Origin of the sequence: Rhizobium sp. BK399 (genome assembly GCF_014194695.1) — a bacterium.
Classification (GTDB): domain Bacteria; phylum Pseudomonadota; class Alphaproteobacteria; order Rhizobiales; family Rhizobiaceae; genus Rhizobium.
This window is the reverse complement of the sequence record NZ_JACIAH010000001.1, coordinates 1,243,205-1,266,450: the sequence shown is the minus strand read 5'-3', so window position 1 is coordinate 1,266,450 and position 23,246 is coordinate 1,243,205. Positions and strand designations below refer to the sequence as shown.

The 23,246-nt window shown below is 61.6% G+C and carries 23 protein-coding genes; 10 read left to right on the top strand and 13 right to left on the bottom strand.

All coding sequences use genetic code 11. The features are described from left to right. The first annotated feature begins 2 nt into the window (after positions 1–2). From ugpE to FHT97_RS06265, 5 genes are all read left to right on the top strand, one after another. Positions 3–845, top strand: coding sequence for a sn-glycerol-3-phosphate ABC transporter permease UgpE (gene ugpE / locus FHT97_RS06285; protein ID WP_183753368.1), 843 nt, complete (start codon positions 3–5; stop codon positions 843–845). A gap of 9 nt (positions 846–854) precedes the next feature. Further along, entirely contained in the window at positions 855–1,952 is a 1,098-nt protein-coding gene (locus tag FHT97_RS06280; RefSeq protein WP_183860632.1) for a sn-glycerol-3-phosphate import ATP-binding protein UgpC, read from the top strand. A 93-nt stretch (positions 1,953–2,045) separates the two neighbouring features. Then, entirely contained in the window at positions 2,046–2,555 is a 510-nt protein-coding gene (locus FHT97_RS06275) for a cupin domain-containing protein (RefSeq protein ID WP_183860630.1), read from the top strand. A 93-nt stretch (positions 2,556–2,648) separates the two neighbouring features. Next, positions 2,649–3,593 carry a glutathione synthase gene (gene gshB, locus FHT97_RS06270; RefSeq protein ID WP_183860629.1) on the top strand — a complete coding sequence of 315 codons (945 nt, stop codon included), beginning with the start codon at positions 2,649–2,651 and terminating at the stop codon, positions 3,591–3,593. A 265-nt stretch (positions 3,594–3,858) separates the two neighbouring features. Beyond that, the gene (locus FHT97_RS06265) at positions 3,859–5,391 is read left to right on the top strand and encodes a YifB family Mg chelatase-like AAA ATPase (protein WP_183860627.1); all 1,533 of its coding nucleotides are present in this window, start codon (positions 3,859–3,861) and stop codon (positions 5,389–5,391) included. A 49-nt stretch (positions 5,392–5,440) separates the two neighbouring features. Here the strand turns inward: FHT97_RS06265 and cysK are convergent, their stop codons facing one another. After that, positions 5,441–6,403 carry a cysteine synthase A gene (cysK, locus tag FHT97_RS06260; RefSeq protein ID WP_183860625.1) on the bottom strand — a complete coding sequence of 321 codons (963 nt, stop codon included), beginning with the start codon at positions 6,401–6,403 and terminating at the stop codon, positions 5,441–5,443. Between the two features lie 132 nt (positions 6,404–6,535). After that, the gene (locus FHT97_RS06255) at positions 6,536–7,153 is read right to left on the bottom strand and encodes a LysE family translocator (protein ID WP_183860623.1); all 618 of its coding nucleotides are present in this window, start codon (positions 7,151–7,153) and stop codon (positions 6,536–6,538) included. 239 nt (positions 7,154–7,392) lie between these two features. Between FHT97_RS06255 and FHT97_RS06250 the strand changes: the two genes are divergently transcribed. Next, positions 7,393–7,911: a DNA starvation/stationary phase protection protein gene (locus tag FHT97_RS06250; RefSeq protein WP_016552437.1), complete on the top strand. Its 519-nt coding sequence runs from the start codon at positions 7,393–7,395 to the stop codon at positions 7,909–7,911. A 17-nt stretch (positions 7,912–7,928) separates the two neighbouring features. Here FHT97_RS06250 and FHT97_RS06245 read toward each other — a convergent pair whose 3' ends face one another. Continuing rightward, positions 7,929–8,828, bottom strand: coding sequence for a DMT family transporter (locus tag FHT97_RS06245; RefSeq protein ID WP_183860622.1), 900 nt, complete (start codon positions 8,826–8,828; stop codon positions 7,929–7,931). A gap of 112 nt (positions 8,829–8,940) precedes the next feature. Here FHT97_RS06245 and FHT97_RS06240 point away from each other — a divergent pair, with 112 nt between their 5' ends. Then, positions 8,941–9,402: an Lrp/AsnC family transcriptional regulator gene (locus FHT97_RS06240; RefSeq protein WP_183753352.1), complete on the top strand. Its 462-nt coding sequence runs from the start codon at positions 8,941–8,943 to the stop codon at positions 9,400–9,402. 1 nt (position 9,403) lies between these two features. Here FHT97_RS06240 and FHT97_RS06235 read toward each other — a convergent pair whose 3' ends face one another. After that, positions 9,404–10,306 carry a GNAT family N-acetyltransferase gene (locus FHT97_RS06235; protein WP_183860620.1) on the bottom strand — a complete coding sequence of 301 codons (903 nt, stop codon included), beginning with the start codon at positions 10,304–10,306 and terminating at the stop codon, positions 9,404–9,406. Next, positions 10,303–10,773, bottom strand: a complete 471-nt coding sequence (gene dut / locus FHT97_RS06230; RefSeq protein WP_183860618.1) for a dUTP diphosphatase — start codon at positions 10,771–10,773, stop codon at positions 10,303–10,305. Before dut ends, FHT97_RS06235 begins: the two co-directional genes overlap by 4 nt. A 90-nt stretch (positions 10,774–10,863) precedes the next feature. On the opposite strand from dut, the gene FHT97_RS06225 reads away from it, so the two are divergent. After that, positions 10,864–12,447 (top strand): peptide chain release factor 3, encoded by a 1,584-nt coding sequence (locus FHT97_RS06225; protein ID WP_183860616.1) that lies wholly within the window; start codon positions 10,864–10,866, stop codon positions 12,445–12,447. Positions 12,448–12,501: 54 nt separating this feature from the next. Beyond that, positions 12,502–13,023 (top strand): tRNA (N6-threonylcarbamoyladenosine(37)-N6)-methyltransferase TrmO, encoded by a 522-nt coding sequence (gene tsaA, locus FHT97_RS06220; RefSeq protein WP_183860614.1) that lies wholly within the window; start codon positions 12,502–12,504, stop codon positions 13,021–13,023. Positions 13,024–13,026: 3 nt separating this feature from the next. On the opposite strand, the gene FHT97_RS06215 is transcribed toward tsaA, so the two are convergent. Together FHT97_RS06215 and betC are read right to left on the bottom strand one after the other, a co-directional pair. Continuing rightward, entirely contained in the window at positions 13,027–13,236 is a 210-nt protein-coding gene (locus FHT97_RS06215) for a molybdopterin-binding protein (protein ID WP_016552447.1), read from the bottom strand. A gap of 54 nt (positions 13,237–13,290) precedes the next feature. Beyond that, complete coding sequence (gene betC, locus FHT97_RS06210; RefSeq protein ID WP_183860613.1) at positions 13,291–14,805, bottom strand: choline-sulfatase; 1,515 nt, start codon at positions 14,803–14,805, stop codon at positions 13,291–13,293. Positions 14,806–14,997: 192 nt separating this feature from the next. Between betC and FHT97_RS06205 the strand changes: the two genes are divergently transcribed. Further along, positions 14,998–15,903, top strand: a complete 906-nt coding sequence (locus tag FHT97_RS06205; protein ID WP_183860610.1) for a LysR family transcriptional regulator — start codon at positions 14,998–15,000, stop codon at positions 15,901–15,903. Positions 15,904–15,911: 8 nt separating this feature from the next. On the opposite strand, the gene otsA is transcribed toward FHT97_RS06205, so the two are convergent. The 6 genes from otsA to FHT97_RS06175 form a co-directional block, all read right to left on the bottom strand. Further along, positions 15,912–17,288, bottom strand: a complete 1,377-nt coding sequence (gene otsA / locus FHT97_RS06200; RefSeq protein WP_183860609.1) for an alpha,alpha-trehalose-phosphate synthase (UDP-forming) — start codon at positions 17,286–17,288, stop codon at positions 15,912–15,914. Between the two features lie 39 nt (positions 17,289–17,327). Then, positions 17,328–18,122: a trehalose-phosphatase gene (otsB, locus tag FHT97_RS06195; RefSeq protein ID WP_183860607.1), complete on the bottom strand. Its 795-nt coding sequence runs from the start codon at positions 18,120–18,122 to the stop codon at positions 17,328–17,330. 98 nt (positions 18,123–18,220) lie between these two features. After that, complete coding sequence (locus FHT97_RS06190; protein ID WP_183860605.1) at positions 18,221–19,744, bottom strand: carboxypeptidase; 1,524 nt, start codon at positions 19,742–19,744, stop codon at positions 18,221–18,223. 87 nt (positions 19,745–19,831) lie between these two features. Beyond that, a complete protein-coding gene (locus tag FHT97_RS06185; RefSeq protein WP_183860603.1) occupies positions 19,832–21,124 on the bottom strand; it encodes an MFS transporter in 1,293 nt (430 codons plus the stop codon). Beyond that, on the bottom strand, positions 21,121–21,798 hold the full coding sequence (locus FHT97_RS06180; protein ID WP_183860601.1) for a FadR/GntR family transcriptional regulator: 678 nt from the start codon (positions 21,796–21,798) through the stop codon (positions 21,121–21,123). The genes FHT97_RS06185 and FHT97_RS06180 overlap by 4 nt, the downstream gene beginning before the upstream one ends. A gap of 447 nt (positions 21,799–22,245) precedes the next feature. Further along, positions 22,246–23,157: a pirin family protein gene (locus tag FHT97_RS06175; protein WP_016552455.1), complete on the bottom strand. Its 912-nt coding sequence runs from the start codon at positions 23,155–23,157 to the stop codon at positions 22,246–22,248. Between the last annotated feature and the right edge of the window lie 89 nt (positions 23,158–23,246).

Below are 23,246 nucleotides of genomic sequence, written 5' to 3'. Positions count from 1 at the left end.
CCATGTATAAGACGAAACCCCTCGACCATCTGATCCTGATCCTCGGTTCGCTGTTCCTGATCGTGCCCGTGATCGTGGCCTTCATGACCTCGACCCACGAGGCGGCCGAAATCCACACCAAGGGCCTGATGCTGCTCCCCGGCGACAATTTCGTCGGCACCTATGAGAAGGTCCTGACCCAGAAGGGCGGCTTCACCGGCCAGGTCACCGGCCTCAACATGGTGCTGAACTCGCTCATCCTCGGCATCGGCTTTGCCGTCGGCAAGATCGTGCTGTCGATGATGGCGGCCTACGCCATCGTCTATTTCCGCTTTCGCTTTGCGACGCTCGCCTTCTGGATCATCTTCACGACGTTGCTGCTGCCGCTCGAAGTGCGCATCATGCCGTCCTATGAGGTGATGAGCAAACTCGGGCTGCTGAACACCTACACCGGCCTGATCGTGCCGCTGCTGGCGTCGGCGACCGGCACCTTCTATTTCCGTCAGTTCTTCAAGTCCGTTCCCGAGGAACTCTTGGAGGCGGCCCGCATCGATGGCGCCGGGCCGTTCAAGTTCTTCGTCGATATCCTGATCCCGCTGTCGCGCACGATGATGGCGGCGATCTTCATCATCATGTTCGTCTATGGCTGGAACCAGTATCTCTGGCCCATGCTGATGACCACCGACGAGAGCTTCTTCACGCTCATGCGCGGCATCAAGTCGATCCTGCAGGTCTGGGTCGGTTCGCAAATTCCCGATTACAACGAAGCCTTTGCACTCGCCGTGCTGGCCATGCTGCCGCCGGTGCTGATCGTCGTGATTTTCCAGAGATGGTTCATCAAGGGCCTCACCGAGAGCGATAAGTAAGGAAGAAACATGGCACGGATCGAAATCTCGAAGGTCTGCAAGGATTATCATGGCGGCGTTCGCGCCGTGAACGGCGTCGATATCTCGATCGCCGATGGTGAGTTCATCGTCCTCGTCGGCCCGTCCGGTTGCGGCAAGTCCACGCTACTGCGCATGGTGGCGGGTCTCGAGGAAATCTCCGACGGCACCGTCAGCATCGGCAACCGCGTGGTCAACAGCGTCGACCCTGCCGATCGCGACATCGCCATGGTCTTCCAGAACTATGCGCTCTATCCGCACATGACGGTGCGCGAGAACCTTGAATACGGCCTGAAGAACCGCAAGACGCCGAAGTCGGAAATCGACGCGCGCGTCGCCGAGGCCGCCCGCATGCTGCAGCTCGAGCCCTATCTCGATCGCCGCCCGCGCGCGCTGTCGGGCGGTCAGCGCCAGCGCGTCGCCATGGGCCGCGCCATCGTCCGCAAGCCGGCCGCCTTCCTGTTCGATGAACCGCTGTCGAATCTCGATGCCAAGCTGCGCGTTTCCATGCGCGGCGAAATCAAGCGCCTGCAGCGCCGCCTCGGCACCACCTCGCTCTATGTCACCCACGACCAGCTGGAAGCGATGACGCTCGCCGATCGCCTCGTGGTTCTGAGCCATGGTGAAATCGAGCAGATCGGCACACCGCTCGAGGTCTACCATCGCCCGGCTTCCACCTTTGTCGCCAGCTTCATCGGCTCGCCGGCCATGAACCTCCTTAAGGGCGAGTTGCATGGCGACAAACTGGCGCTCGGCCCGAGCCTGATTGACCTTGCCGGCAGCGCGCCGACGTCGGGTCCGGTCACGGTCGGGATTCGCGCCGAAGACCTCCGCCTTGCCCGTGCCGGTGAACATGCCATGACGGTCGCGATCGACTATGTCGAAGAGTTGGGTTCACAGCGTCTGGTGCACGGAAGTCTTGGCGATCAGCAGTTGACCGCGGTCCTGTCGCCTGAGGCGGAGCTGAAGTCCGAACTACGGCTGGTCATCGGCGCAGAGCGGCTGCATTTCTTCAATCACGAGACGGGCAAGCGCATCGGCGAGCCGGCAGCTTCGCCGGCCGCCGTGGTCAAAACGGAAATCGCCTGACGCCTCACTGATCCTTAAAATTGTACGGATCGCCTGTACGGTGCCTTTACGACTCTCTGCTATCCCGACACGGATTGGATAGCTGGGGGGCTCATGGGTATTCATATGATGCTGGCAAGCGTGGTCGCGATGGCGGCGCGCGTGGTGCCCTTTCCGAGCCTGCCGCAGCCGCAAGCAAAGACATTCGTGGCGAAGTCCGGCGATACTTTCGACATGCGCGCGACGCCGATCAATCCGGATTGGGTGATCAGCGGTAACCCTCAGGCGCGCACCGGCGAGCATTCTCGCAGCAATGACGATGCAGCCTATACGGCGATCTGGGATTGCACGGCCGGCGAATTCCGTTGGCACTTCTACTGGGACGAAACGGTGATGATCCTCGAAGGCGGCGTCCATATCGTTGCCGGGGACGGCACGGAGCGGACACTGCAAGCCGGCGATGTTGCCTTCTTCGCTGCGGGCACCTGGGCCAGCTGGCGCGTGGACAGTTACGTGCGCAAGGTTGCGTTCCTGAGGAAGCCGTTCCCGAAGCCGGTCGCGCTCGCCTACCGGCTGAAGAGCCTGTTGCGCGGCGACGTCCAAAAGAGCGGCATCGCCGCCTGACGATTTCCCGTCCCGCCACAACGAAGCCGTTGATTGACGTTGCTTTCGGGGCATCCGCAGCCTACATCTGTCCGCATCAGCTAAGGGACGGAAATGGCTAAGATCAGGAATGTAGCGGTCCAGATGGACCATGTCGCCGGCATCAATATCGCGGGCGATTCCACATTTGCGATGAGCCTGGAAGCGCAGGCTCGCGGCTACAAGCTTTTCCATTACACGCCTGAGCGCCTGAGCTTCCGGGACGGCAATCTGTACGCCACGGTGGAGCCGATGGTGTTGCGCGACGTCAAGGGCGATCATTTCGAGCTCGGGGCGCCCGAACGCGTCGACCTTTCCACCATGGACGTGATCCTGCTTCGCCAGGATCCGCCGTTCGACATGGCCTATATCACCTCGACCCACCTGCTGGAGCGGATCCATCCGAAGACGCTGGTCGTCAATGATCCGGCCTGGGTTCGGAACTCTCCCGAAAAGATCTTCGTCACCGAATTTGCCGATCTGATGCCGAAGACGCTGATCACCAAGGATGCAGCGGAAATTCGCCGCTTCCGAGACGAGATGGGCGACATTATCCTGAAGCCGCTCTACGGCAACGGCGGCGCCGGCGTTTTTCATTCGACAAAGGACGACCGCAACCTGTCGTCCCTGCTAGAAATGTTCGGTCAACTCTTCCGTGAACCTTTCATTGCGCAGCAGTACCTTCCTGATGTTCGCAAGGGCGACAAGCGCATCCTGCTCGTCGACGGCGAGCCCGTCGGCGCCATCAATCGCGTGCCCGCCGAGCACGACAGCCGTTCCAACATGCATGTCGGAGGACGCGCCGAGGCGACTGAACTGACGGCCCGCGAGATCGAAATCTGCAAGCGCATCGGCCCTGCGCTGAAGGAACGCGGCTTCCTCTTCGTCGGCATTGACGTCATCGGCGACTACATGACGGAGATCAACGTCACCTCGCCGACCGGCATCCGCGAAGTGCGCAAATTTGGCGGTTTCGATATCGCCGCCCTGCTGTGGGATGCGATCGAGCAGAAGCGCTAGGCATCGTTTTGTTGCCGCGCGCTGAGAACGGGCGCGCGGTTTTGCGGACATTTCGTCTCTTCCGGATGCTCCCGCTCGATACGGTCGGGACACGTCGGCCGGTTTGTTCCGCCTATGCAACCTGCCACAACCTACCCACAGCGTTGGCTTGAATCTGTTCTTTTATTGTTCTTGTTTCATTCCTGTTTCTATGCAAGATTGCAATTGGCGACAATGATGCGTCGTTAAACTGCAGTGTAGTGGGTTGCGGCACAGGGGATGGGGCATGGTCGCACGCGTCAGCACGGTTGCATTTCAGGGTATTGAGGGTGTTCCGGTCGAGGTCCAGGTCATGGTCGCGCCCGGCCGGGTCGTCACCCAGATCGTCGGCCTTCCCGATAAGGCGGTGGCAGAAAGCCGCGAGCGCGTTCACGCCGCGCTGCACGCCTCGGGCCTGGCCCTCCCGGCCAAGAAGATTACTGTCAACCTGGCGCCGGCGGACCTGCCCAAGGAAGGAGCCCATTTCGACCTGCCGATCGCCCTTGGCCTGATGGCCGCCTTGGGCGCCATTCCGGCGGATGCACTCTCCGACTACGTGGTGATTGGCGAACTCAATCTGGATGGGACGATCGCCCCCGTCGCCGGGGCGCTGCCGGCCGCGATTGGCGCCAACGCCATCGGCAAGGGATTGATTTGCCCGGCCGAAAGCGGCGCGGAGGCGGCCTGGGCGGGACCGGATATCGACATCCTCGCGCCGCGCAGCCTGATCGCGCTCGCCAATCATTTTCGCGGCACCCAGGTTATCTCCCGTCCAGAACCCTCGATCCGCGCCAATACGGTCAGCCTGCCTGATCTTGCCGATATCAAGGGGCAGGAAAGCGCCAAGCGGGCGCTGGAAGTGGCGGCGGCCGGTGGCCACAATCTCCTGATGGTCGGTCCGCCCGGCTCCGGAAAATCCATGCTTGCAGCGCGTTTGCCCTCGATCCTACCGCCGCTTTCCGCTGCCGAGCTTCTGGAAGTGTCGATGATCCATTCGGTAGCCGGACAATTATCCGGCGGGAAGCTCTCGGATCGACGCCCCTTCCGTACGCCGCATCATTCCGCCACCATGGCAGCCCTCGTCGGCGGCGGTGTGCGCGCCAAGCCCGGCGAGGCGTCGCTAGCCCACCATGGCGTTCTGTTTCTCGATGAGTTTCCCGAGTTTTCGCCGCAGGCGCTCGATGCTCTGCGGCAACCGCTCGAAACAGGCGAATGCATCATCGCCCGCGCCAATCATCGTGTGGCCTATCCGGCCAACATCCAGCTCGTCGCGGCGATGAACCCCTGTCGCTGCGGCATGGCCGGCGAACCCGGCCATAGTTGCGTACGCGGTCCACGCTGCATGACGGACTATCAGTCGCGCATTTCAGGCCCGCTAATGGATCGCATCGACATCCGCATCGATGTTCCGGCTGTCTCCGCCTTCGATCTCATTCGGCCGATGCCTGCTGAAAGGAGCGTGGATATCGCCCGCCGCGTCGCCCGTGCGCGCGAGATTCAGCGGGATCGCTTCAAGGCGGCGACCCCGGGGGCAATCGGGACCAACGCCCGCTGCTCGACCGCCATGATCGAGACATACGCCGCACCGGATGCTTCCGGCCTGCAGTTGCTCCGCGACGCAGCCGAAAAAATGAAGTTCTCGGCGCGCGGATATCATCGTGTCCTGAAGGTGGCGCGCACCCTGGCAGATCTCGATGGCAATGAGATGGTGGGTCGCATCCACCTCGCCGAGGCGATCTCCTATCGCATCGCCGGCGAACGTCTGACCACGCCCGCCTGAAACGAAAGGGGGGCGCCCGCCGAGAGCGCCCCGCGTCAGGAATGCCGGCTTAGCCGCCAAGCCCCTCAAACAGGGCCGTGGAGAGATAACGTTCGGCAAAGGATGGGATGATCACGACGATGTTTTTCCCCGCGTTCTCCTCACGGCTGCCGATTTTGATTGCGGCGGCCAAGGCTGCGCCCGAGGAAATGCCGACCGGCACGCCTTCCAGCCTGGCAACCTCGCGGGCAAGGTCAAGCGCTTCGGGGCTGCTGACCGTGACGATTTCGTCGTAGATGTGGGTATCGAGGATCGCCGGCGCGAAGCCTGCGCCGATGCCCTGGATCTTGTGCGGACCCGGCTGGCCGCCGGAAAGGACGGGAGATTCCGCAGGTTCGACGGCGACGACCTTGAAGCCAGGCTTCTTCGATTTCAGCACCTGGCCCGCGCCGGTGATGGTGCCGCCGGTGCCGATGCCGGCAACCAGGATATCGACCGCACCGTCGGTATCGTTCCAGATCTCCTCGGCTGTCGTGCGGCGGTGGATTTCTGGATTGGCAGGATTTTCGAACTGCTGCGGGATAATCGCATCGGGGAGTGTCGCCGCCAATTCCTCGGCCTTGGCGATCGCGCCCTTCATTCCCTTCGGACCTTCGGTGAGCACGAGTTCGGCGCCGAGCAGTGCCAGCATCTTGCGGCGCTCGACGGACATGGTTTCCGGCATCGTCAGGATCAGTTTGTATCCCTTGGCCGCCGCGGCAAAGGCGAGCGCAATTCCGGTATTGCCCGATGTCGGCTCGATCAGGGTCGTCTTGCCGGGCGAAATCTTGCCCTGTGACTCCAGCGACTCGATCATTGCGACGCCGATGCGGTCCTTCACGGAAGCAATCGGATTGAAGAATTCCAGCTTCGCCAGGAGGTTCGCTTTGACGCCCTTCGCCTTCGCGAGCTTGTCGAGCCGCACAATTGGCGTGTCACCGATGGTCTCGGTGATCGAGGAATAGATGCGGCCGCGGCCCGGTTTCTTCGACATTAGGCTCTCCCTTGGTGAAATGTGCGGAGAGAATAGGGTCAAAGATGGATGGAGGCCAGTGTGGGTTCATCCGCCAGAAGCGGTCAGGCGAGAAAAAATCCTTTAGGAACCGGGCTTTGTCGAATGAATTTTTCAGGCCGCGCGGGTGGCGATGAAGGCGGCCGTGCCGGCGAGAATACCTGCCGCCGTCTTGTTCAGCGCCGCCAGCGCACGCGGTTGCTTCAGCATCATGCGGGCGCGTGACGCAAGCAGCATATAAGGGACCAAAACCACAAGCAGGACGACGAAGGTGGTTGTCAAAAGGACACCATATTCACGAAGCCCGATGCTGTTGATGTCGATCAAAGTCGGCACCAGTGCGACATAGAAGAGCATGGTTTTGGGATTGCCGAGTGTTACCAGCAGGCCGGACAGGAAGCTCATGCCGACATTGCTCGCCTTCCTGGCCGCGATGTCGTGGGGCAGCAACCCGGCCGTCCAGAGCTTGTAAGCGATGTAGCAGAGATAAAGCGCACCGGCGATCTTGATGACAATGAAGAGTTCGGTGAACGTCTGCGCCACGAAAGCGAGGCCGAGAATGACGGCAGTGAGATAGGTCATATCACCAAGCACTAGACCGAGGCCCATAAAAAATGTCTCGCGAAAATTCGAGCCGAGTGCGCGCGCGACGATCGCCGTGATGCCCGGTCCGGGGATGGCGGCAGCGATGAAAAGGGCTGCAGCATATGCAAAAAGGGCGGTGAAGGACATGGTGCAAGCTCCTGCTTCAGACGCCTTCTACGCCTGCAAACGGGGGATTTCAAGGATGTGACGCTCTGTCACTAGGCTGCAGTGCATAGCCGCTATTGACGCTTGTTGTGACGGTTCTAGTTCCAAGGCGGGGTCGAAGCTGTGAAGGCCGGCATCGCGCCAACAACCAAATCCGAGGGGCAATGGGCAATGAACCCTCCATACCGACCAATACCTACTGTTCGCCAAAGGAGATATCGATGAGCCTCAACGCAGCCGAAAAGCGCAAACTCGCCCCACTTGCCACTCCGACGGACCTGAAAGGCAATGCCATCCAGGACATCTCGGCCGCTTTAGCGGCGCTGCTGGCAGACGTCTTCGCGCTCTACATGAAGACCAAGAATTTCCACTGGCATATGTCGGGGCCGCATTTCCGCGACTATCACCTGATGCTCGACGAACAGGCTGAGCAGATCTTTGCCACGACCGACGCGATTGCCGAGCGCGCCCGCAAGATCGGCGGAACGACGTTGCGCTCCATCGGCCATATCGGTCGCCTGCAGCGCATCAATGACAATGACGCCGAGTATGTGACGCCGGAGGACATGCTGGCGGAACTGCGCGACGACAACAGGCAGCTTGTATCGCTGTTGCGCGAAACCCACGATGTCTGCTCCGAGCACAATGACTTCGCTACCACAAGCCTGCTGGAAGTCTGGATCGACGAGGCCGAGCGCCGCACTTGGTTCCTGTTCGAAACGACGCGGCAGCAGAAATAGCGTCGGCGCCCTCTGGCCTATGAGCTTGCCCGCGCACGTAGCAACTGCGCGGGCGTCCAGCCGAGGTTCATGCCGGCCGCGGCGACGAGAATGATCGCTGCACCAACGAGCTGAAGCGGTTGCAGCGCATGTCCGAAGGCCACCCGGTCCACGAGGATGGCGGCGATCGGATAGATGAACGACAGCGCCCCTGTCAGATGGATCGGCAGCTTCTGGATCGCTCCGTAGAGCAGCACATACATCAGCCCTGTATGAACGATGCCCATGGTGGCAAGGATTGACCAGGACTGTCCGTCGGTTGGCAGGTCCGAGAAGTTCACGGTCGGCAGCAGCATCAGCACGCCGGTCGCAACCTGTATCAGCGCTATGAGATGCGGCGGCGTTCCCTTGAGCCATTTCGCGGCAAGGGCTGCCAGCGCGTAGAAAAACGCAGCGCCAAGCGCCAAAAGGATCCCGGCCGCATAGCCCTCGTGTTCGGCTGACGTCGCCGGCTTGGCCTCGACGATGGCCGCCATTCCGCCAAAGGCCAGCGTCAGCCACAACAGCTTCGCGGCGGTGATCTTCTCGCCGAGAAAAAGCGCACCGAGCGCAAGCAACATGAAGGGTTGCGTATTGTAGACGGTCGTCGCTATCGAAATCGAGGCGTGGCCGTATGACGCAAACAGCAGCAGCCAATTGAGAACAATGGCAACTCCGCCGAAGACCGCGATGCCAAACGCCTTGAAGCTGATGACGCCCGGTCGCAGCAGTCCCATGGCCGCGCAGACGGCGAGCAGGCTGATCGCCCCAAAGAAGCAGCGCCAGAACACCACGCCGCTCACAGGCTGGCCGGACATCACGACGAACCAGCCGATGGTTCCTGAAATCAGCATTGCCGCTGTCATTTGGGCAGCGCCGGCGCGAACTTCGCTGTGCATCGCATCTCTCCATGTTGATGGAGAAAGAATATTGCGGGGTCATCGTGACTTATATAGATTCCATTAGGCTCGCTGCGCAATCGTCCTATCTTTGTGAGGAAAAGTGTCTGTATTGCCTAATGACAACTTGATCGATGCGGTCGACCAGAAAATCCTGCAGGCACTGGCGGAGAATGCCCGCATTTCCTTGAAGGAACTGGCGCAGGCCGCGGGCCTCTCTTCGCCCAGCGCCGCCGAACGTCTCCGCCGCCTTGAGGAACGCGGGATCATCGCCGCGTTCACAATTGATATCGACGCCGCGGCGCTCGGATATCCGCTGCAGGCGATCGTGCGCGTCCGGCCGCTGCCGGGACAGTTGCATGTCGTCCAGCGCATCATCCAGGATACGCCCCAGTTCGTGGAGTGCGACAAGGTGACGGGTGATGACTGTTTCATTGCCCGGCTTGTCGTTTCCTCCATGGCGGAACTCGACGCGATCCTCGACAAGGTGGCCGAGAAGGCCGAGACCAGCACCTCGATGGTCAAGGCATCACCGGTAAAACGCCGTCTGCCGCCGCTCTCGCGGGACCGATAGATCAGAAATCGGCCATCGGCGACAGCATTGCAGGTCGATCAAAGGCGATCGCGCCGGGTGTGCGGATCATGAAGTGCGTGTGGCCGTCGAGCGGTCGCGCCTCGCCGTTCCACCCGAGTTTGTCAGGGCAGAACAACACATCGACGGCGCCAGGCTCTATGTCGAGAGCTCCGATGATCGAGGTCAGCGAGGGGATATCGGCCGCGACGACGTCGAGGAGAATCAAACGTCCCGGCGGTTCCATCTTCCAGGCAATCGCGGCCTGTTCCCGTTCCATCCAACTGACCCTGACGCCGGGGTCGAGCTGTGTGTTGATGAGAAACATCGCGGCGCTCTGACACACGGCGAGCACGTCTGAGACTGGTTCGCGGGCTCTCAAAGCTGCGCGCAACAACTCGAGGTCTGCCGCGTCGAGCGGATCGAGGCAACAGGCTGGCGTTTGCGCCTTTGAAACAGCCGGCGCCTTGCCGGAATAGGCATGCATTGGAACCGAGCGGAATCCGTAGGGTTCATACAGCGACGGCTTGTCCGTGTAGAGGGCGATCGCTTCGAAGCCCATCTCCTCACACCACGCGAGCGCCTTGCGGGTCAGGTCGCGATACAGGCCGCGTCTGCGCCAGGGCGGCCGGACCGCGCCTGATTGGAATGCGGCGGCATTCAGTGTTCGACCGTTGATGACGAGGGGCATCGCAAAGGCCGAAAGATTGGCGGCAAGCAGGCCATCGCGGTCAAACCAGCCGAAGGGCATGCTGCTAGGGTCGGGTCCGCCCATTTGCTGCAATGGGCCGATATCGATATCGAATGTGTCCTTTAGGAGATCGACCAGCGCCTGCCATGCCTTAAGGTCGCCGAAATAGTCTTGGCGGAAGGTCAAGCCGGAATGATCGATCCCCTTGGAGGTCATACCCCGGTCGAGCCGAAACCGCCGGCGCCGCGCGCCGTGGCACTCGCCTCGGAGATTTCGCAGATATGAGCCTGAATCGCCGGTGCGATTACCATCTGGGCGATGCGCATGCCCCGGGTGATCTCGAACGGCTCGTCGCCGAGGTTGATCAGCAGAACCTTGACCTCGCCGCGATAGTCGCTGTCGATGGTGCCGGGTGTATTCAGGCAGGTGAGGCCGTGCTTGAAGGCGAGGCCGGAGCGCGGACGCACCTGGCCCTCGAATCTTTCCGGAATTTCGAAGATGAAACCGGTCGGCACCAGCGCGCGCTTGCCAGGCGCGAGGATGGTCGGCGCGTCGGCATCGACGGCGGCGCGCAGGTCCATGCCCGCCGCCCCCTTGCTTTCATAGGCCGGCAGTTCGAGGTCCTTGCCGTTGGCAAGGCGGATGATGTTGAGCGTCGGGCGCGTATCGGCATGAATGGTCATGCCGCATTAGTTTGCGCCCGAAGCGCCAAGGTCAATTGCAATGCCGGGCTTTAATCGCTAGATACGCCGCAATTCCACAGGATTCACATTATGGCCGAAAGTCTCGCCGAGGCGGTCTCCCGCCGCCGCACATTCGCTATTATCGCGCACCCGGACGCGGGTAAGACCACGCTCACCGAAAAGCTGCTGCTGTTCGGCGGCGCCATTCAGCTTGCCGGCGAAGTCAAGGCAAAGAAGGATCGCATGCAGACGCGCTCCGACTGGATGAAGATCGAGCGTGAGCGCGGCATCTCGGTCGTCACCTCGGTCATGACGTTCGAGTACAAGGACAATGTCTTCAACATCCTCGATACGCCCGGCCACGAAGACTTCGCCGACGACACCTATCGCACGCTGACGGCGGTCGATGCCGCCGTCATGGTGATCGATGCCGCCAAGGGTATCGAGCCGCGGACACTGAAGCTGTTCGAAGTCTGCCGCATGCGCGACATTCCGATCATCACCTTCATCAACAAGATGGACCGGGAAAGCCGCGATCCCTTCGAGATTCTTGACGAAGTCGAGGAGAAGCTGGCGCTTGACTGCGCACCGGTGACATGGCCGATCGGCCGTTCCAAGACCTTCTGCGGCACCTACCACCTGGCGAACAACGAGGTGCGTGCTTCGGACACGCAGGAGATCATGACCAAGGTCACCGATCCCGAGATGGTAGCCCATCGCCTGCCGGAGAACGAGCGTGACGCGTTCATCGAGGAGACGACGCTGGCGATCGAGGCATGCAAGCCCTTCGACAGGAAGGCCTTCCTCGAAGGCCATTTGACGCCCGTCTTCTTCGGTTCGGCGCTGCGCAATTTCGGCGTGCGCGACCTTATCGATGCGCTCGGCGAGTTCGCCCCGCCGCCCCGTGATCAGGTCGCCGACATCCGTACCGTGCAGGCGACCGACAACAAGATGACCGCCTTCGTCTTCAAGATCCAGGCGAACATGGACCCCAATCATCGCGACCGCATCGCGTTTGCCCGCATCTGCTCGGGCAAGCTCGAGCGCGGCATGAAGGCCCGCCTGTCGCGCACCGGCAAGCAGCTCGGCCTCACCGCGCCGCAGTTCTTCTTTGCCTCGCAGCGGCAGCTTGCGGATACGGCCTATGCCGGCGACGTCGTCGGCATTCCCAATCACGGAACGCTGCGCATCGGCGATACGCTGACGGAAGGCGAGTCGCTGGTGTTCCAGGGCGTGCCGAACTTCTCGCCGGAAATCCTGCGCCGCGTACGTCTGGAAGACGCCATGAAGGCGAAGAAGCTCAAGGAAGCGCTGCAGCAGATGGCGGAAGAGGGCGTCGTCCAGCTGTTCTCGCCGGAAGATGGTTCGCCGGCTATCGTTGGCGTCGTCGGCGCGCTACAGCTTGACGTTCTGAAGGAGCGCCTGATGGCCGAATACGGCCTGCCGGTCTCCTTTGAAATGTCGCGCTTCTCCGTGTGCCGCTGGATTTCGGCTGATCAGCCGGCAGAGCTCGAAAAATTCATAACCGCGCGTCGCGGCGATATCGCCCGCGACCTCGATAACGACCCGGTGTTCCTGGCGCAGGACAGCTTCTCTCTGCGCTACGAGGCCGAGCGCTACCCGGCGATCAGGATGGCCGCCCTCAAGGAATACCACGCCGTCAAGGCCGCGTGATATTGGATCGGATACACCGATCTGCCATGATGTATCTTCGAACAGGAGCGTTTGATGGTACGCGAGAACGAAATCCGGGAAAACGAAGTCGCGGTCGATCTGCCGCCGGCGACGGATGCGGGGCTGGTGTTCATCGGGCGTATCTTGACCCCTTGGACCTCGCGCATGGAGACGCCGCGCCAGGGGCGGCATGACGGTCCGCTTTGCAAGGTCGAGATATTCGAGCCATGGAGGCAGGCACTCCAGGGCGTGGAAGCCTTCGAGCGGCTGGAGATCCTCTATTGGCTTGATCAATCACGTCGTGATCTCGTTCTGCAAAGTCCTGCCAATAGCGGAAAAGTGCATGGCACTTTTTCGCTTCGCTCGCCGGTGCGGCCAAATCCGATCGGCACCTCCATCGTCAAGCTGGAAGGGGTCGAAGCGGGCGTTCTTTTGGTTCGCGGGATGGATTGCCTTGACGGCACGCCGCTGCTCGACCTGAAGCCCGATCGCACGCTGTTCAAGCCGATCGCGCCGCCGCAGCCCGGAGATTTCCAGACCGGCGACGACGTCGCGCATTATTGCAAGAAGGCCTGACGATCAGTCGACCGCGACCATAACGTCAGAGGCCTTGACGACCGCATAGGCGTCGCCGCCGACGGCCAGCCCCAGTTCATCGACGGCTTCGTTGGTGATCGAGGACGTGACGATGGAACCGCCGCCGATATCGATGCGGACGTGCGCCGTGGTCGCACCCTTCTTCACCTCGACGATCTTTCCTTTCAAGCGATTGCGTGCACTGATCTTCATGGAAGCCTCCTGTTTTGCATGCGGACAGTAGTGGCTAAGGTGTGCGCCGGCAATCTACTCGCCGCGCGGATAGCGTTGGCTTTCCTCCAGCACGTTCAGATCCATGTGATTGCGCATGTAGCGCTCGGAAGCCCGCTGCAGCGGCTGGTAGTCCCAGGGATAGTAGGCGCCGTTCCGCAACGCCTCGTAGACCACCCACCGGCGCGCCTGGCTTTCGCGCACGTCGGCGTCGAAGTTCTGCAGGTTCCAGCGCTTCTCGGCCTGAGCCGTCAATCCGGCGAGAGCATCGGCATATCCCGCATCGCCCGCAAGGTTCTTCAATTCCCTTGGGTCCGCCTCGAGATCGAACAGCATCGGCGGGTCCTTCTCGCACAGCGTCAGCTTGAAGCGGCCGTCGCGCAGGCAGACGAGCGGGGCTTCCGACCCCTCGGCGGCATATTCCATCGGCACCGGGCCACGACCGCCGGTGCCGGTGGCAAGCGGCGTCAGATCCTCGCCATCCGTCCATGGTGCGAGCTTGGCGATGTCGATGCCCGCCAGTGCCGCAAGCGTCGGCGTCACGTCGAGCGTCGAGGCAGGCTGCCGGATAGAGGCCGGTGCCCAGCCGGGCGCCGCAATCGTCAGCGGCACGCGCGACGAACCATCGAAGAAGCACATCTTGAACCAGAGGCCACGGTCGCCGAGCATGTCACCGTGGTCGGAAACGAACAGCACGATGGTATTGTCCGCCATCCGCGCACGCTCGAGGACATCAAGGATCTCGCCGATCTTGTCGTCGATGTAGGAGATATTGGCGAAATAGCCTTGGCGCGCGCGGCGGATCTGTTCCGGGGTGATGTCGAATGCGTCGTAGTCGCAGGCCTTCAGCAGGCGCTGAGAATGCGGATCCTGCTCGTCGAACGGAATTGCGCCGACCTCGGGATCGAGCGCCGGGGAATTCTCGTAGAGGTCCCAATACTTGCGGCGAGCGACATAGGGGTCGTGCGGGTGAGTGAAGCTCACAGTCAGGCACCATGGGCGGTCGTCCTGACGGCGCGAGAGGTCGTAGAGCTTGCGGGTCGCGTTGTAGGCGACCTCGTCGTCATACTCCATCTGGTTGGTGATTTCGGCCACGCCGGCACCGGTGACCGAGCCGAGATTGTGGTACCACCAGTCGATGCGCTCGCCGGGCTGGCTGTAATCGGGTGTCCAGCCGAAATCGGCAGGGTAGATATCGGTGGTCAGGCGTTCCTCGAAGCCATGCAGCTGGTCGGGGCCGACAAAATGCATCTTTCCGGAAAGGGCGGTGTGATAGCCCGCCGCCCGCAGGTGATGGGCGAATGTCGGAATGTCGGACGCGAATTCGGCGGCGTTGTCATACACGCGGGTCCGGCTCGGCAATTGCCCGGACATGAAGGATGCGCGCGCCGGCGCGCAAAGCGGACTTGCCGTGTAAGTGTTGGCAAAACGCACCGAACGCTGCGCCAGGGATTTCAGATGCGGCGCATGGAGAAAATCAGCCGGCCCATCGGGAAACAGCGTGCCATTGAACTGATCCACCATCAGAATGAGAATATTCGGGCGCGCCATGCGTATCGTCCTTCGGTTTGCGGGAGCGGGAACTTAGCCGTGTGCTCTGCGCTATTCCAGCCCGCATCGACTGGAAGGCGCAACAGGAATCTCGGCCTCATCTCGCATGTGCCATTTGATTGCTTTATTGATTATCGATACCAATTGACCTGTGAAGCGGGCATTTTTTGATATCATCTCTAAGGATTTTTTATGGAAAGCCGCCGCGTCGAACTTGGGTGGATGCGCATATTCTCCGAGATCGGCAAGACAGGTAGTCTGTCGGCTGCGGCAAGCGCTCTTGGTCTGACGCAACCCGCCGTCAGCTATCAGGTTCGCCGGCTGGAGGAGCAACTAGGCGTGAGCCTCCTGAAACGACAACATCGCGGCGTTGAATTGACGGCGGAGGGCCAACGCCTGCTCGATGTAGTGGCAAAGAGCGTCAGCGAGATTGACGAGCTGGCGCGGCGCTTCCGCACTGAACCGGACAGGCCAACGATCCGACTGCGGACGGACTTCGCATTCTCTTCGCTCTGGCTGATCCCGCGGATGCACGCATTCCGCACGCTTTACCCGGATGTCGACATTCAGATTGTCGCGACACAACGAATAGAGAAAGGTCGTTCGGACGACGGCGATATTGCAGTGGTCTTTGGTCGGCGATCCGAATTCGATCGCGGCGCGGTTCTGCTCCTGCCGGAAAAGGTCGCACCGGTCTGCACCCAGGGCTTTCTCGATCGCTACGGCTCCCTCTCGACGCCTGATGATCTCGCGCGGACGCGTTTGATTCATCTCGATACCGAGGAACCGTCGCCTTGGTTCGACTGGCGAACCTATCTGGCGGAGCTTGGTGTCCGCCGCGATGGTCACGCCGGGCAGGGCGACCTCAGCTTCAACACCTATTCGCTGGTGGTACAGGCGGCAATCGGCGAACAGGGCGTTGCAATCGGATGGATGGGCCTGGTCGACTCCCTGCTAGCAACCGGGATGCTGAAGACCGCTGGCCCCGCGCTGGAAGCGCCGGATCGAGGCTATTGGTTGCTGCTGCCGCGGCACATGCGCGATGCCCAAAGTGACCTGCTTGCAGCGTGGCTGATGGCCGAGGCTGGCATCGACTGACGCTACCCTCAAGCGACGAGGTCATCGAGGAAATCTTGGCACCAGCGCGATACATCGTGCACCAGCAGGTGGTCCATCATCTTCCGCCAACGTTCCTGGCGTTCCTCAAGCGGCATGTTCAAGGCCCGTGCCAGTGCGTTGGCTGTTCCCTCGATGTCGTAGGGATTGACCAGCAAGGCACCCTTCTTCAGTTCGCGGGCGGCACCCGCGAAGCGTGAGAGCACCAGCACGCCGGGATCCTCCGGGTCCTGGGCGGCAACATACTCCTTGGCCACGAGGTTCATGCCGTCCCGAAGCGGCGTGACCAATCCAACCTCGGCCAGCCGATAGAGACCGGCGAGGATCGGGCGGCTGACGGAGCGGTTGATGTAGCGGACCGGCACCCAGTCCACCGTTCCCAAGGCACCGTTGACGCGGCCGGCCTGCTCCGCGACGGTGCGTTGCATCTGCTCGTATTCAGGCACTTCCGATCGGGATTTCGGTGTGATCTGGAGATAGGTGACTTTCCGTTGGTGGGCAGGATTGTTGACGATAAAGCGCTCGAAAGCATCCAGCCGCTGTGTGATGCCCTTCGAGTAATCGAGCCGGTCGACGCCGATGATAAGATCGCGGTCCTTGACGCTCTGCCGTGCGCGCTGCACCAGATGATGGCTGCTCGCCTTCTTGGCAAAATCGGCAAAGGCAGCCGTTTCGATGCTGATCCCGTAAGCGCCGCCCTTGAAAACCTTGCCGTTTGCCGTGAACCGGCCATCCCCGATCGCATCGCCCATGTCCTCGCGGCGAAGGCACCCGGCGAAGTTTTCCAGATCATGGTCCGTCTGAAAGCCGACGAGATCGTAGGCCGCCAGACCATGCATGATCTCCTCGTGAACCGGCATCGTGTAGAGCACATCGGCCGGCGGCCAGGGAATGTGCAGGAAGAAGCCGATACGATTCTTGAACCCCATCTGCCTGAGTTCCGCAGCCAGCGGGATCAGATGGTAGTCATGCACCCAGATGATGTCGTCCGGCCGCAGCAGCGGCGCCAGCCGATGCGCGAAGAAGCGGTTGACGCGAAAATACCCTGCCATTTCCTTGCGACCGTACTCCGCGAGATCCAGCCGGTAGTGACATATCGGCCAGAGCACCCGGTTGGCGAAGCCGTGGTAGTACTCCTCGACATCCTTGCCGGTGAGGTCGGTCAGGGCGTAGGTGATCTTGCCTTCTTCTGTCAGGGAGAGCGGACCGGGCTCGTCGTTTTCGCTCGACTTTCCGGACCAGCCCATCCAGATGCCGCCGCGCTGTTCCAATGCCGCTTTCAGAGCCACTGCCAGTCCGCCAGCGGAGGCCGCGCCCTCCTTTGTCGGGGCTGGCACGCGATTGGAAACGATGACGAGACGGGACACAGGGATTCCTTTCCTGGGAGGGCAGCGCGAGCGCTCGGATCAAACGGCAAACTGCCCAATGAGTTCCCGTACTGCCGATGCCGAAGGCAGCGTCAGTGCGGCGGCCGTTTCGGAGGTTGCGCCCACCCGAACGGAGAGGCCGCCCTGACGATTGGCGATGCGAAACATCGCTTCATCGGTTACGTCGTCACCGATGGTGATCGGACGTCTGCCTGCAAACGGTGGCATCGACAGGAACGCCTCGACAGCGTTTCCTTTGTCGGCGCTGGCGGGGCGGATTTCGAGGACCATCTTGCCTCGCTGCAAGGTCCAGTTCGGGCCGGCCCGGGACAGCATCCGCTCCATGATGGACTCCACCTGCGCCTGCTTGTGTGGCGCTAGACGGTAGTGGGCGGCGACTGCCGCTCCCTTGTCTTCCACGAGCACGCCTTCCAGCCCTTCCGTTTCCTTCCGAAGATCGGCCTTCAGAGCCTCGAAGGCGGCTGTCGTTTCTGCCTTGGCGACCTTTCCGTCGGGTCGACGTAACTCGGCGCCGTGCAGGCCGGCGATCGGAAACCGGAATGGCGAGAATAATTCATCAGCATAGGCGAGCGCTCGCCCGGTGACCAAGGCCAACGCGCCACCGAGCCTTTGCGAAGCGATATCGAGACCTGCAGGCAGCAGCGGGGGTACGACGATCGCGTCCGGTACCTCGGCGAGATCGAGCAATGTCCCATCGATATCGAGGAAGAGAGCGCAATCTTGAGGCGAAGAGGACAGAGCGCTCAGCACTTTCTTCTGCCCCGAGGCCGATTGCGGCGTCGCGGCAGGAAATGGCTTACTGGTGTACGACATGGTGACTTACCTATGTCGCTATCATCCCAAGGCAACCCGCGCGGTTGAATGTTGCGAGGAAATCTCGGATTTCTACCGGCGTCCTGCGCTCGGCCGTTTCATTCAGCCGGGATCGTGCCGGAATGCTCGGCAAAAAAAGCCTTGGCGTCGGCCGTGAAGGCTTCTCGCTGATCTGCCCGCGTATAAAACATGTGGCCGCCTCGATAGACCTTCAGCGCCACCCGCTCGCCGGCAAGCGAAGGCGGCAGGTGGTCAACGACATAGCGGCTGACGCCGTAGGGCGTCACCAGATCGCTGGAGCCATGGGCGATCAGCAGGCGGAATTTCGGATTGGAGGCGAGCAGCTGGCGGATGTCGTCGGTCACGCTCGCCTGCAGCCTTGAACCGCCGCCGCGTCCGCCCCATTCCCATCTGCGGCTGATGTCGCCGTCCAGCAGCGAATAGGTCATCTCGGTCTTGAAACCGAGTTCGTTGCGCGCATAGTCGGCAAAGGCGCCGCCATAGGCGCGGGTGAAGCCGTCGAGAATTGCGTCGTCGCCGCGGTCAGAGTCCGACTCCGGGTAAGGATCGGGCGTCGAGAACGCCGCGTCGTAAGGGCTGACGACCTTGCCGTCCTGGCCACTTGACTGCTTGGCGTAGGCATTTCCGAGGAAGCCACGGTTCTTCGTTACGACATCCTCGGGAATACCGGTCATGCCGGCAATCTTCCCATAGAAGGCTTTGGCGGAATCGCCTGTCGGCGCCGGGCCGGCAAGTGTCGTCAGATAGTCGCCGAGTGCAAACTTCTCCGCCTCGCTTTGCCGTACTTCATCGAAGGCGTTGCGCCTCTCCATGTTCGCTGCAGCGAGCGATGGAAACTCAAGCGCGGCGCCGAGTGCAAACTGATCTGCATTGAACATCAGTTGCCCTTCGAGCAGGGGCGAAAGCAGGATCGCGCCGGAGACGATGATGCCTTGGCTATCCTTCAGTGCTCCGGCGACTTTGGCGGCGCGGAAGCCGCCGTAACTTTCGCCGAGAAGAAACTTCGGCGAACCGGAGCGATTGTTGTGAGCGACGTAGAGAGCGATCGCCTTTGCAATGCTCTCCGCGTCGGAGTTGACGTTGTAATATTTGGACGCGTCGTCAGCCTTGGCGGTCCGGCTCCAGCCGGTTCCGATCGGATCGATCAGGACAAGGTCGGTGAAGTCGAGCCAGCTCAGCGGATTGTCGACCAATTTCGCGTCGGCCCCATCGTCGCCCTTCGGGCCGAAATCGAGGATACGCGGCCCCACAAGGCCGAGTTGGAGAAATGCCGAGGCAGCACCCGGGCCGCCATTGAAGGCAAAGGTCAGCGGTCGGTCGGGCGCTCCATTCTTGGCGACATAGGCCGTATAGAAGATGGCGCCGGTCTTGGAGCCGTCTTGCGCGAAGAGATCCAGCGTCCCGGCCGTTGCGACATAGTCGAGCTGTCGGCCACCGATGGTCATTGTGCGCTCGGTCGCCGAGTCGATTGGCAACAGGCTCAGTACACTATCGTCAGATGCCCGCTGTGTAGAAGCATCGCCTCCGCCCTCCTGCGATACGGCGGGAGTGATCGGGGCAAGCAGGGCGGTTGCGAGCAGAATGGCGGACAGGAAACGCAAGACTTCTCCTCCGGCGGAAGCGGCATGGAAGAGGTCAGCCTAGCATCGCCCGGTGAGGGGAGAAATCAACAGATGGTGAGGCGGACGTCAGTCCGCCTTCTCGATCGTCCGCGCATTGACGAATTGTGCACGGCCGGCGTTCCAGCCATTGATGGCGGCACCGGTGCCCAGCGCCACGAAGAGCACCGCCGACCAGCCAAAGCTGCCGGTCCAGCTGCGGATCAGCCCAACGACGAGCGGACCGATCGCCGCAAGCAGGTAGCCGACACATTGGGCCATGCCGGAAAGGTGGGCCGCGACATGCGGATCGCGAGACCTCAAGACGATCGTCGTCATGGCAACCGCAATCAGTCCGCCTTGGCCGATACCCTGCAGCACGGCCCAGACCCAGACCGTGGACAGCGGCGCAAATAGCAGGCCGAACAGGGCGACGACGGCGACGGCGCAGAGCGACGCGTTGATCACCCGCTGATCCTTGCCCCTGACCGCGATCTGCGGGGCGACAAGGCATGCCGCGGCCTGAACCATCACCGACACGGAAACGATCGCCCCCGCAGTGATGCCGTCAATGCCGCGTTCGCGCAGGATCGGAACGAGCCAGCCGAACACGCAATAGGCCAGTGCTGATTGCAGCCCCATGAAGAGTGTGACCTGCCAGGCCAGGCGATCGCGCCAGAGCCCTTGCACCGAAAAGCCGGTGCGCTTGACCTGGTTCTTCGTGGACAGCACCTGCGGCAGCCAGATAATCGCGACGACCAGCGCGGGTATCCCCCACGCGGCGAGCGCCGCGGAAAGGGAATCACCGAGAATGTGTTCGAGCGGCAAGGTGAAGCCCGCCGCGCTCGCGGCGCCGGCGCACAGCGCCATCGTGTAGAAGCCGGTCATCAATGCGGCGCGATCGGCAAAGTCGCGCTTGACCAAGCCCGGCAGCAGCACGTTCCCGACAGCGATGCAGCCGCCGGCGAGGGCAGTGCCGACGAAGAGCAGCGGAATCGAGGAAAGGCCACGCAAGGCTGTCCCGAGCGCCAGCAGGACGAGCACGCCGAGAAGCGTGCGTTCCGTGCCGATCCGCTGGGCAAGCCGCGGCGCCAGCGGTGAAAAGGCACCGAGGCAAACAACGGGCAAAGTGGTCAGCAGGCTGGCGCCCAGCGCGGAGAGGCCGAGTTCAGATTTGATTTCGGGCAACAGCGCCGAGGCGCTGGAGAACACCGGACGCAGATTGAACGCAATCAGAACGAGGCTTGCCCCAAGCAGAAAGCGCGCCGCGGCGCTGCTGCCGACCGGCGGCTTCGGTTGCGGGACGCTGTCGGCCTCGGCGTCGATGAGCTGTTCGTCCGCCAGGTCGTAGACGTGAGCGGAATCCTGGAGGGGCGTTGTCATGAATGGAGCATCCGGTCGAGAGCACTGATGATCGGGGCCATGAAGCGGCGTACGGCGGCGTCGGCCTGCTGCGGATTGCCGCTGGCGATTGCGTCGATGATGTCCGCATGCGCCCGCATATCGGGCTCCGGAATTTCATCATCCAACGTCGCCTTGATCGTCTCGGTGATCGAGGCGGAGAAAAACTCATAGATTTCAATCATCGCACGGTTGGCAGACGCGGCGATGACCGCCTTGTGAAAGGCAAGATCGCGTTCGACGAAGGCGCTTTTGTCGCCGCCTTCGAAATTGCCGCGCTTTTCAAGAAGTGCCCGAAGCTCCGCGATGATCGCAGGCGTCTGCCGTAGGGCCGCGAGCCGTGCCGCCTCGACGTCGAGCGCGCACCGGGCCTCGAACAGATCGCGCAGACTGGCGCGACGGGCCATGGTGAGCGGCAGCCGGGTATCCGTGGTCGAGAGCACGTAGGTTCCCGAGCCCTGCCGGGTCTCCAGCAGGCCTTGCGACACCAGCACCCTGACCGCCTCGCGGACAGTTCCGCGGCTGACGGAGAGCATGGACGAAAGCGTCGCCTCGTTCGGCAATTTATCGCCAACCGCCCACCTTTTTCCGAGGATCTCCGCACGGATCGCCTCAATGGCGGTATCTGCTAGCTTGGTTTTTGCGAGTGGTTCCATCGTTCGTATTCGTAAAGTCATCAGATGACTTTACGAATACTCCGAGATCATGATGTTCGTCAATGCCATCGCGAAAATTGGAAAAGGGCCGCGCGAGCGACCCTTTCCATGAGTTCTGGCCTGTAAATGGCCGGACCGTCAAAGCGGCCCTAGGAAGGTGGGCTTAGAGCGAGGGCTGCCTCGCTTTCATCACCACTTCCATGCCTTTTACGAGGTCTGAAATCTCATTAGACATTGGATCACCTTCCTTTCGTTCTGTTGTCGATAAGAAGAAGGTAGGATGATTCGCCGGCGATGCAAGAAGAATTCCTGACGAGGACGGCGCGACAACTTGCCAATCCCACGATTTCATTTCGCTGTCATCGGTGATCCTGTAATGATTACAACGGAGTGCTTGCTTCTGTTCCATTGTAGACTTTAGTGGGAAAGCCTGTGGATTGAGCCGGCTCAATGTGCGGCCTTGATGAACGTGCCATTCTGCAGTTCGCGCATCGCCTGCATGATCTCTTCGCGGGAATTCATGACGATCGGCCCGTGCCAGGCGACCGGTTCCTCGATCGGCTTGCCCGAGACAAGCAGGAAGCGGATACCTTCGTCGCCGGCCTGCACTGTCACTTCGTCACCGCTGTCGAAGACGACCAGCGTTCGGTTGCCCGACATGTCGCGGATGTTCAGCTCTTCGCCGTTGACCTCTTTCTCGACGCGGACGCCGAAGGGTTTCGACGCGTCGCGGAACGTGCCGGAGCCAGCGAAGATATAGGCAAAGGCATTGCGATAGGTATCGACCGGCAAGCGCTTCTTCTTGCCTGGCGGTACCGAGACATCGAGGTAGATCGGCTCGGCTGCCACGCCGTCGACTGGGCCTGCCTTGCCCCAGAAGTCGCCGCAGATGACGCGCACAGCCGTGCCATCGTCATCGACCACGACAGGAATGTCGGCGGACTTGACGTCCTGGTAGCGTGGCGCCGTCATCTTCAGCGACGAGGGGAGATTGGCCCAGAGCTGGAAGCCGTGCATGCGTCCGGCAAAATCGCCCTTCGGCATTTCCTGATGCATGATGCCGCTGCCCGCCGTCATCCACTGGATGTCGCCGGCGCCGAGCAGGCCGCGATTGCCGAGGCTGTCGCCATGCTCGACCGTGCCGGCGAGAACATAGGTGATCGTCTCGATGCCGCGGTGCGGATGCCATGGGAAGCCGCGGATATATTCGGCCGGATTGTCGTTGCGGAAATCGTCCATCATCAGGAACGGATCTGTCATCGACGGATCTCCGAAGCCGAAGACGCGATGCAGCTTCACGCCGGCGCCTTCCATTGTCGGCGTTGCAGTGCTCATATGCTTTACGGGACGGATCGACATGGCATCCTCTCCAAGGTTCAACTTAGCCCGAAATATAGCCATCGGGCCGGCCCGAGCGAAACCGCCGGAGGCAGGAACGCACTGTTCAC

Bases quoted from the DNA above. Each gene is read 5' to 3' on its own strand.
- ugpE (WP_183753368.1), top strand. From the start codon at position 3: ATGTATAAGACGAAACCCCTCGACCATCTGATCCTGATCCTCGGTTCG.
- FHT97_RS06280 (WP_183860632.1), top strand. From the start codon at position 855: ATGGCACGGATCGAAATCTCGAAGGTCTGCAAGGATTATCATGGCGGC.
- FHT97_RS06275 (WP_183860630.1), top strand. From the start codon at position 2,046: ATGGGTATTCATATGATGCTGGCAAGCGTGGTCGCGATGGCGGCGCGC.
- gshB (WP_183860629.1), top strand. From the start codon at position 2,649: ATGGCTAAGATCAGGAATGTAGCGGTCCAGATGGACCATGTCGCCGGC.
- FHT97_RS06265 (WP_183860627.1), top strand. From the start codon at position 3,859: ATGGTCGCACGCGTCAGCACGGTTGCATTTCAGGGTATTGAGGGTGTT.
- cysK (WP_183860625.1), bottom strand. From the start codon at position 6,403: ATGTCGAAGAAACCGGGCCGCGGCCGCATCTATTCCTCGATCACCGAG.
- FHT97_RS06255 (WP_183860623.1), bottom strand. From the start codon at position 7,153: ATGTCCTTCACCGCCCTTTTTGCATATGCTGCAGCCCTTTTCATCGCT.
- FHT97_RS06250 (WP_016552437.1), top strand. From the start codon at position 7,393: ATGAGCCTCAACGCAGCCGAAAAGCGCAAACTCGCCCCACTTGCCACT.
- FHT97_RS06245 (WP_183860622.1), bottom strand. From the start codon at position 8,828: ATGCACAGCGAAGTTCGCGCCGGCGCTGCCCAAATGACAGCGGCAATG.
- FHT97_RS06235 (WP_183860620.1), bottom strand. From the start codon at position 10,306: ATGACCTCCAAGGGGATCGATCATTCCGGCTTGACCTTCCGCCAAGAC.
- dut (WP_183860618.1), bottom strand. From the start codon at position 10,773: ATGACCATTCATGCCGATACGCGCCCGACGCTCAACATCATCCGCCTT.
- FHT97_RS06225 (WP_183860616.1), top strand. From the start codon at position 10,864: ATGGCCGAAAGTCTCGCCGAGGCGGTCTCCCGCCGCCGCACATTCGCT.
- tsaA (WP_183860614.1), top strand. From the start codon at position 12,502: ATGGTACGCGAGAACGAAATCCGGGAAAACGAAGTCGCGGTCGATCTG.
- FHT97_RS06215 (WP_016552447.1), bottom strand. From the start codon at position 13,236: ATGAAGATCAGTGCACGCAATCGCTTGAAAGGAAAGATCGTCGAGGTG.
- betC (WP_183860613.1), bottom strand. From the start codon at position 14,805: ATGGCGCGCCCGAATATTCTCATTCTGATGGTGGATCAGTTCAATGGC.
- FHT97_RS06205 (WP_183860610.1), top strand. From the start codon at position 14,998: ATGGAAAGCCGCCGCGTCGAACTTGGGTGGATGCGCATATTCTCCGAG.
- otsB (WP_183860607.1), bottom strand. From the start codon at position 18,122: ATGTCGTACACCAGTAAGCCATTTCCTGCCGCGACGCCGCAATCGGCC.
- FHT97_RS06185 (WP_183860603.1), bottom strand. From the start codon at position 21,124: ATGACAACGCCCCTCCAGGATTCCGCTCACGTCTACGACCTGGCGGAC.
- FHT97_RS06180 (WP_183860601.1), bottom strand. From the start codon at position 21,798: ATGGAACCACTCGCAAAAACCAAGCTAGCAGATACCGCCATTGAGGCG.
- FHT97_RS06175 (WP_016552455.1), bottom strand. From the start codon at position 23,157: ATGTCGATCCGTCCCGTAAAGCATATGAGCACTGCAACGCCGACAATG.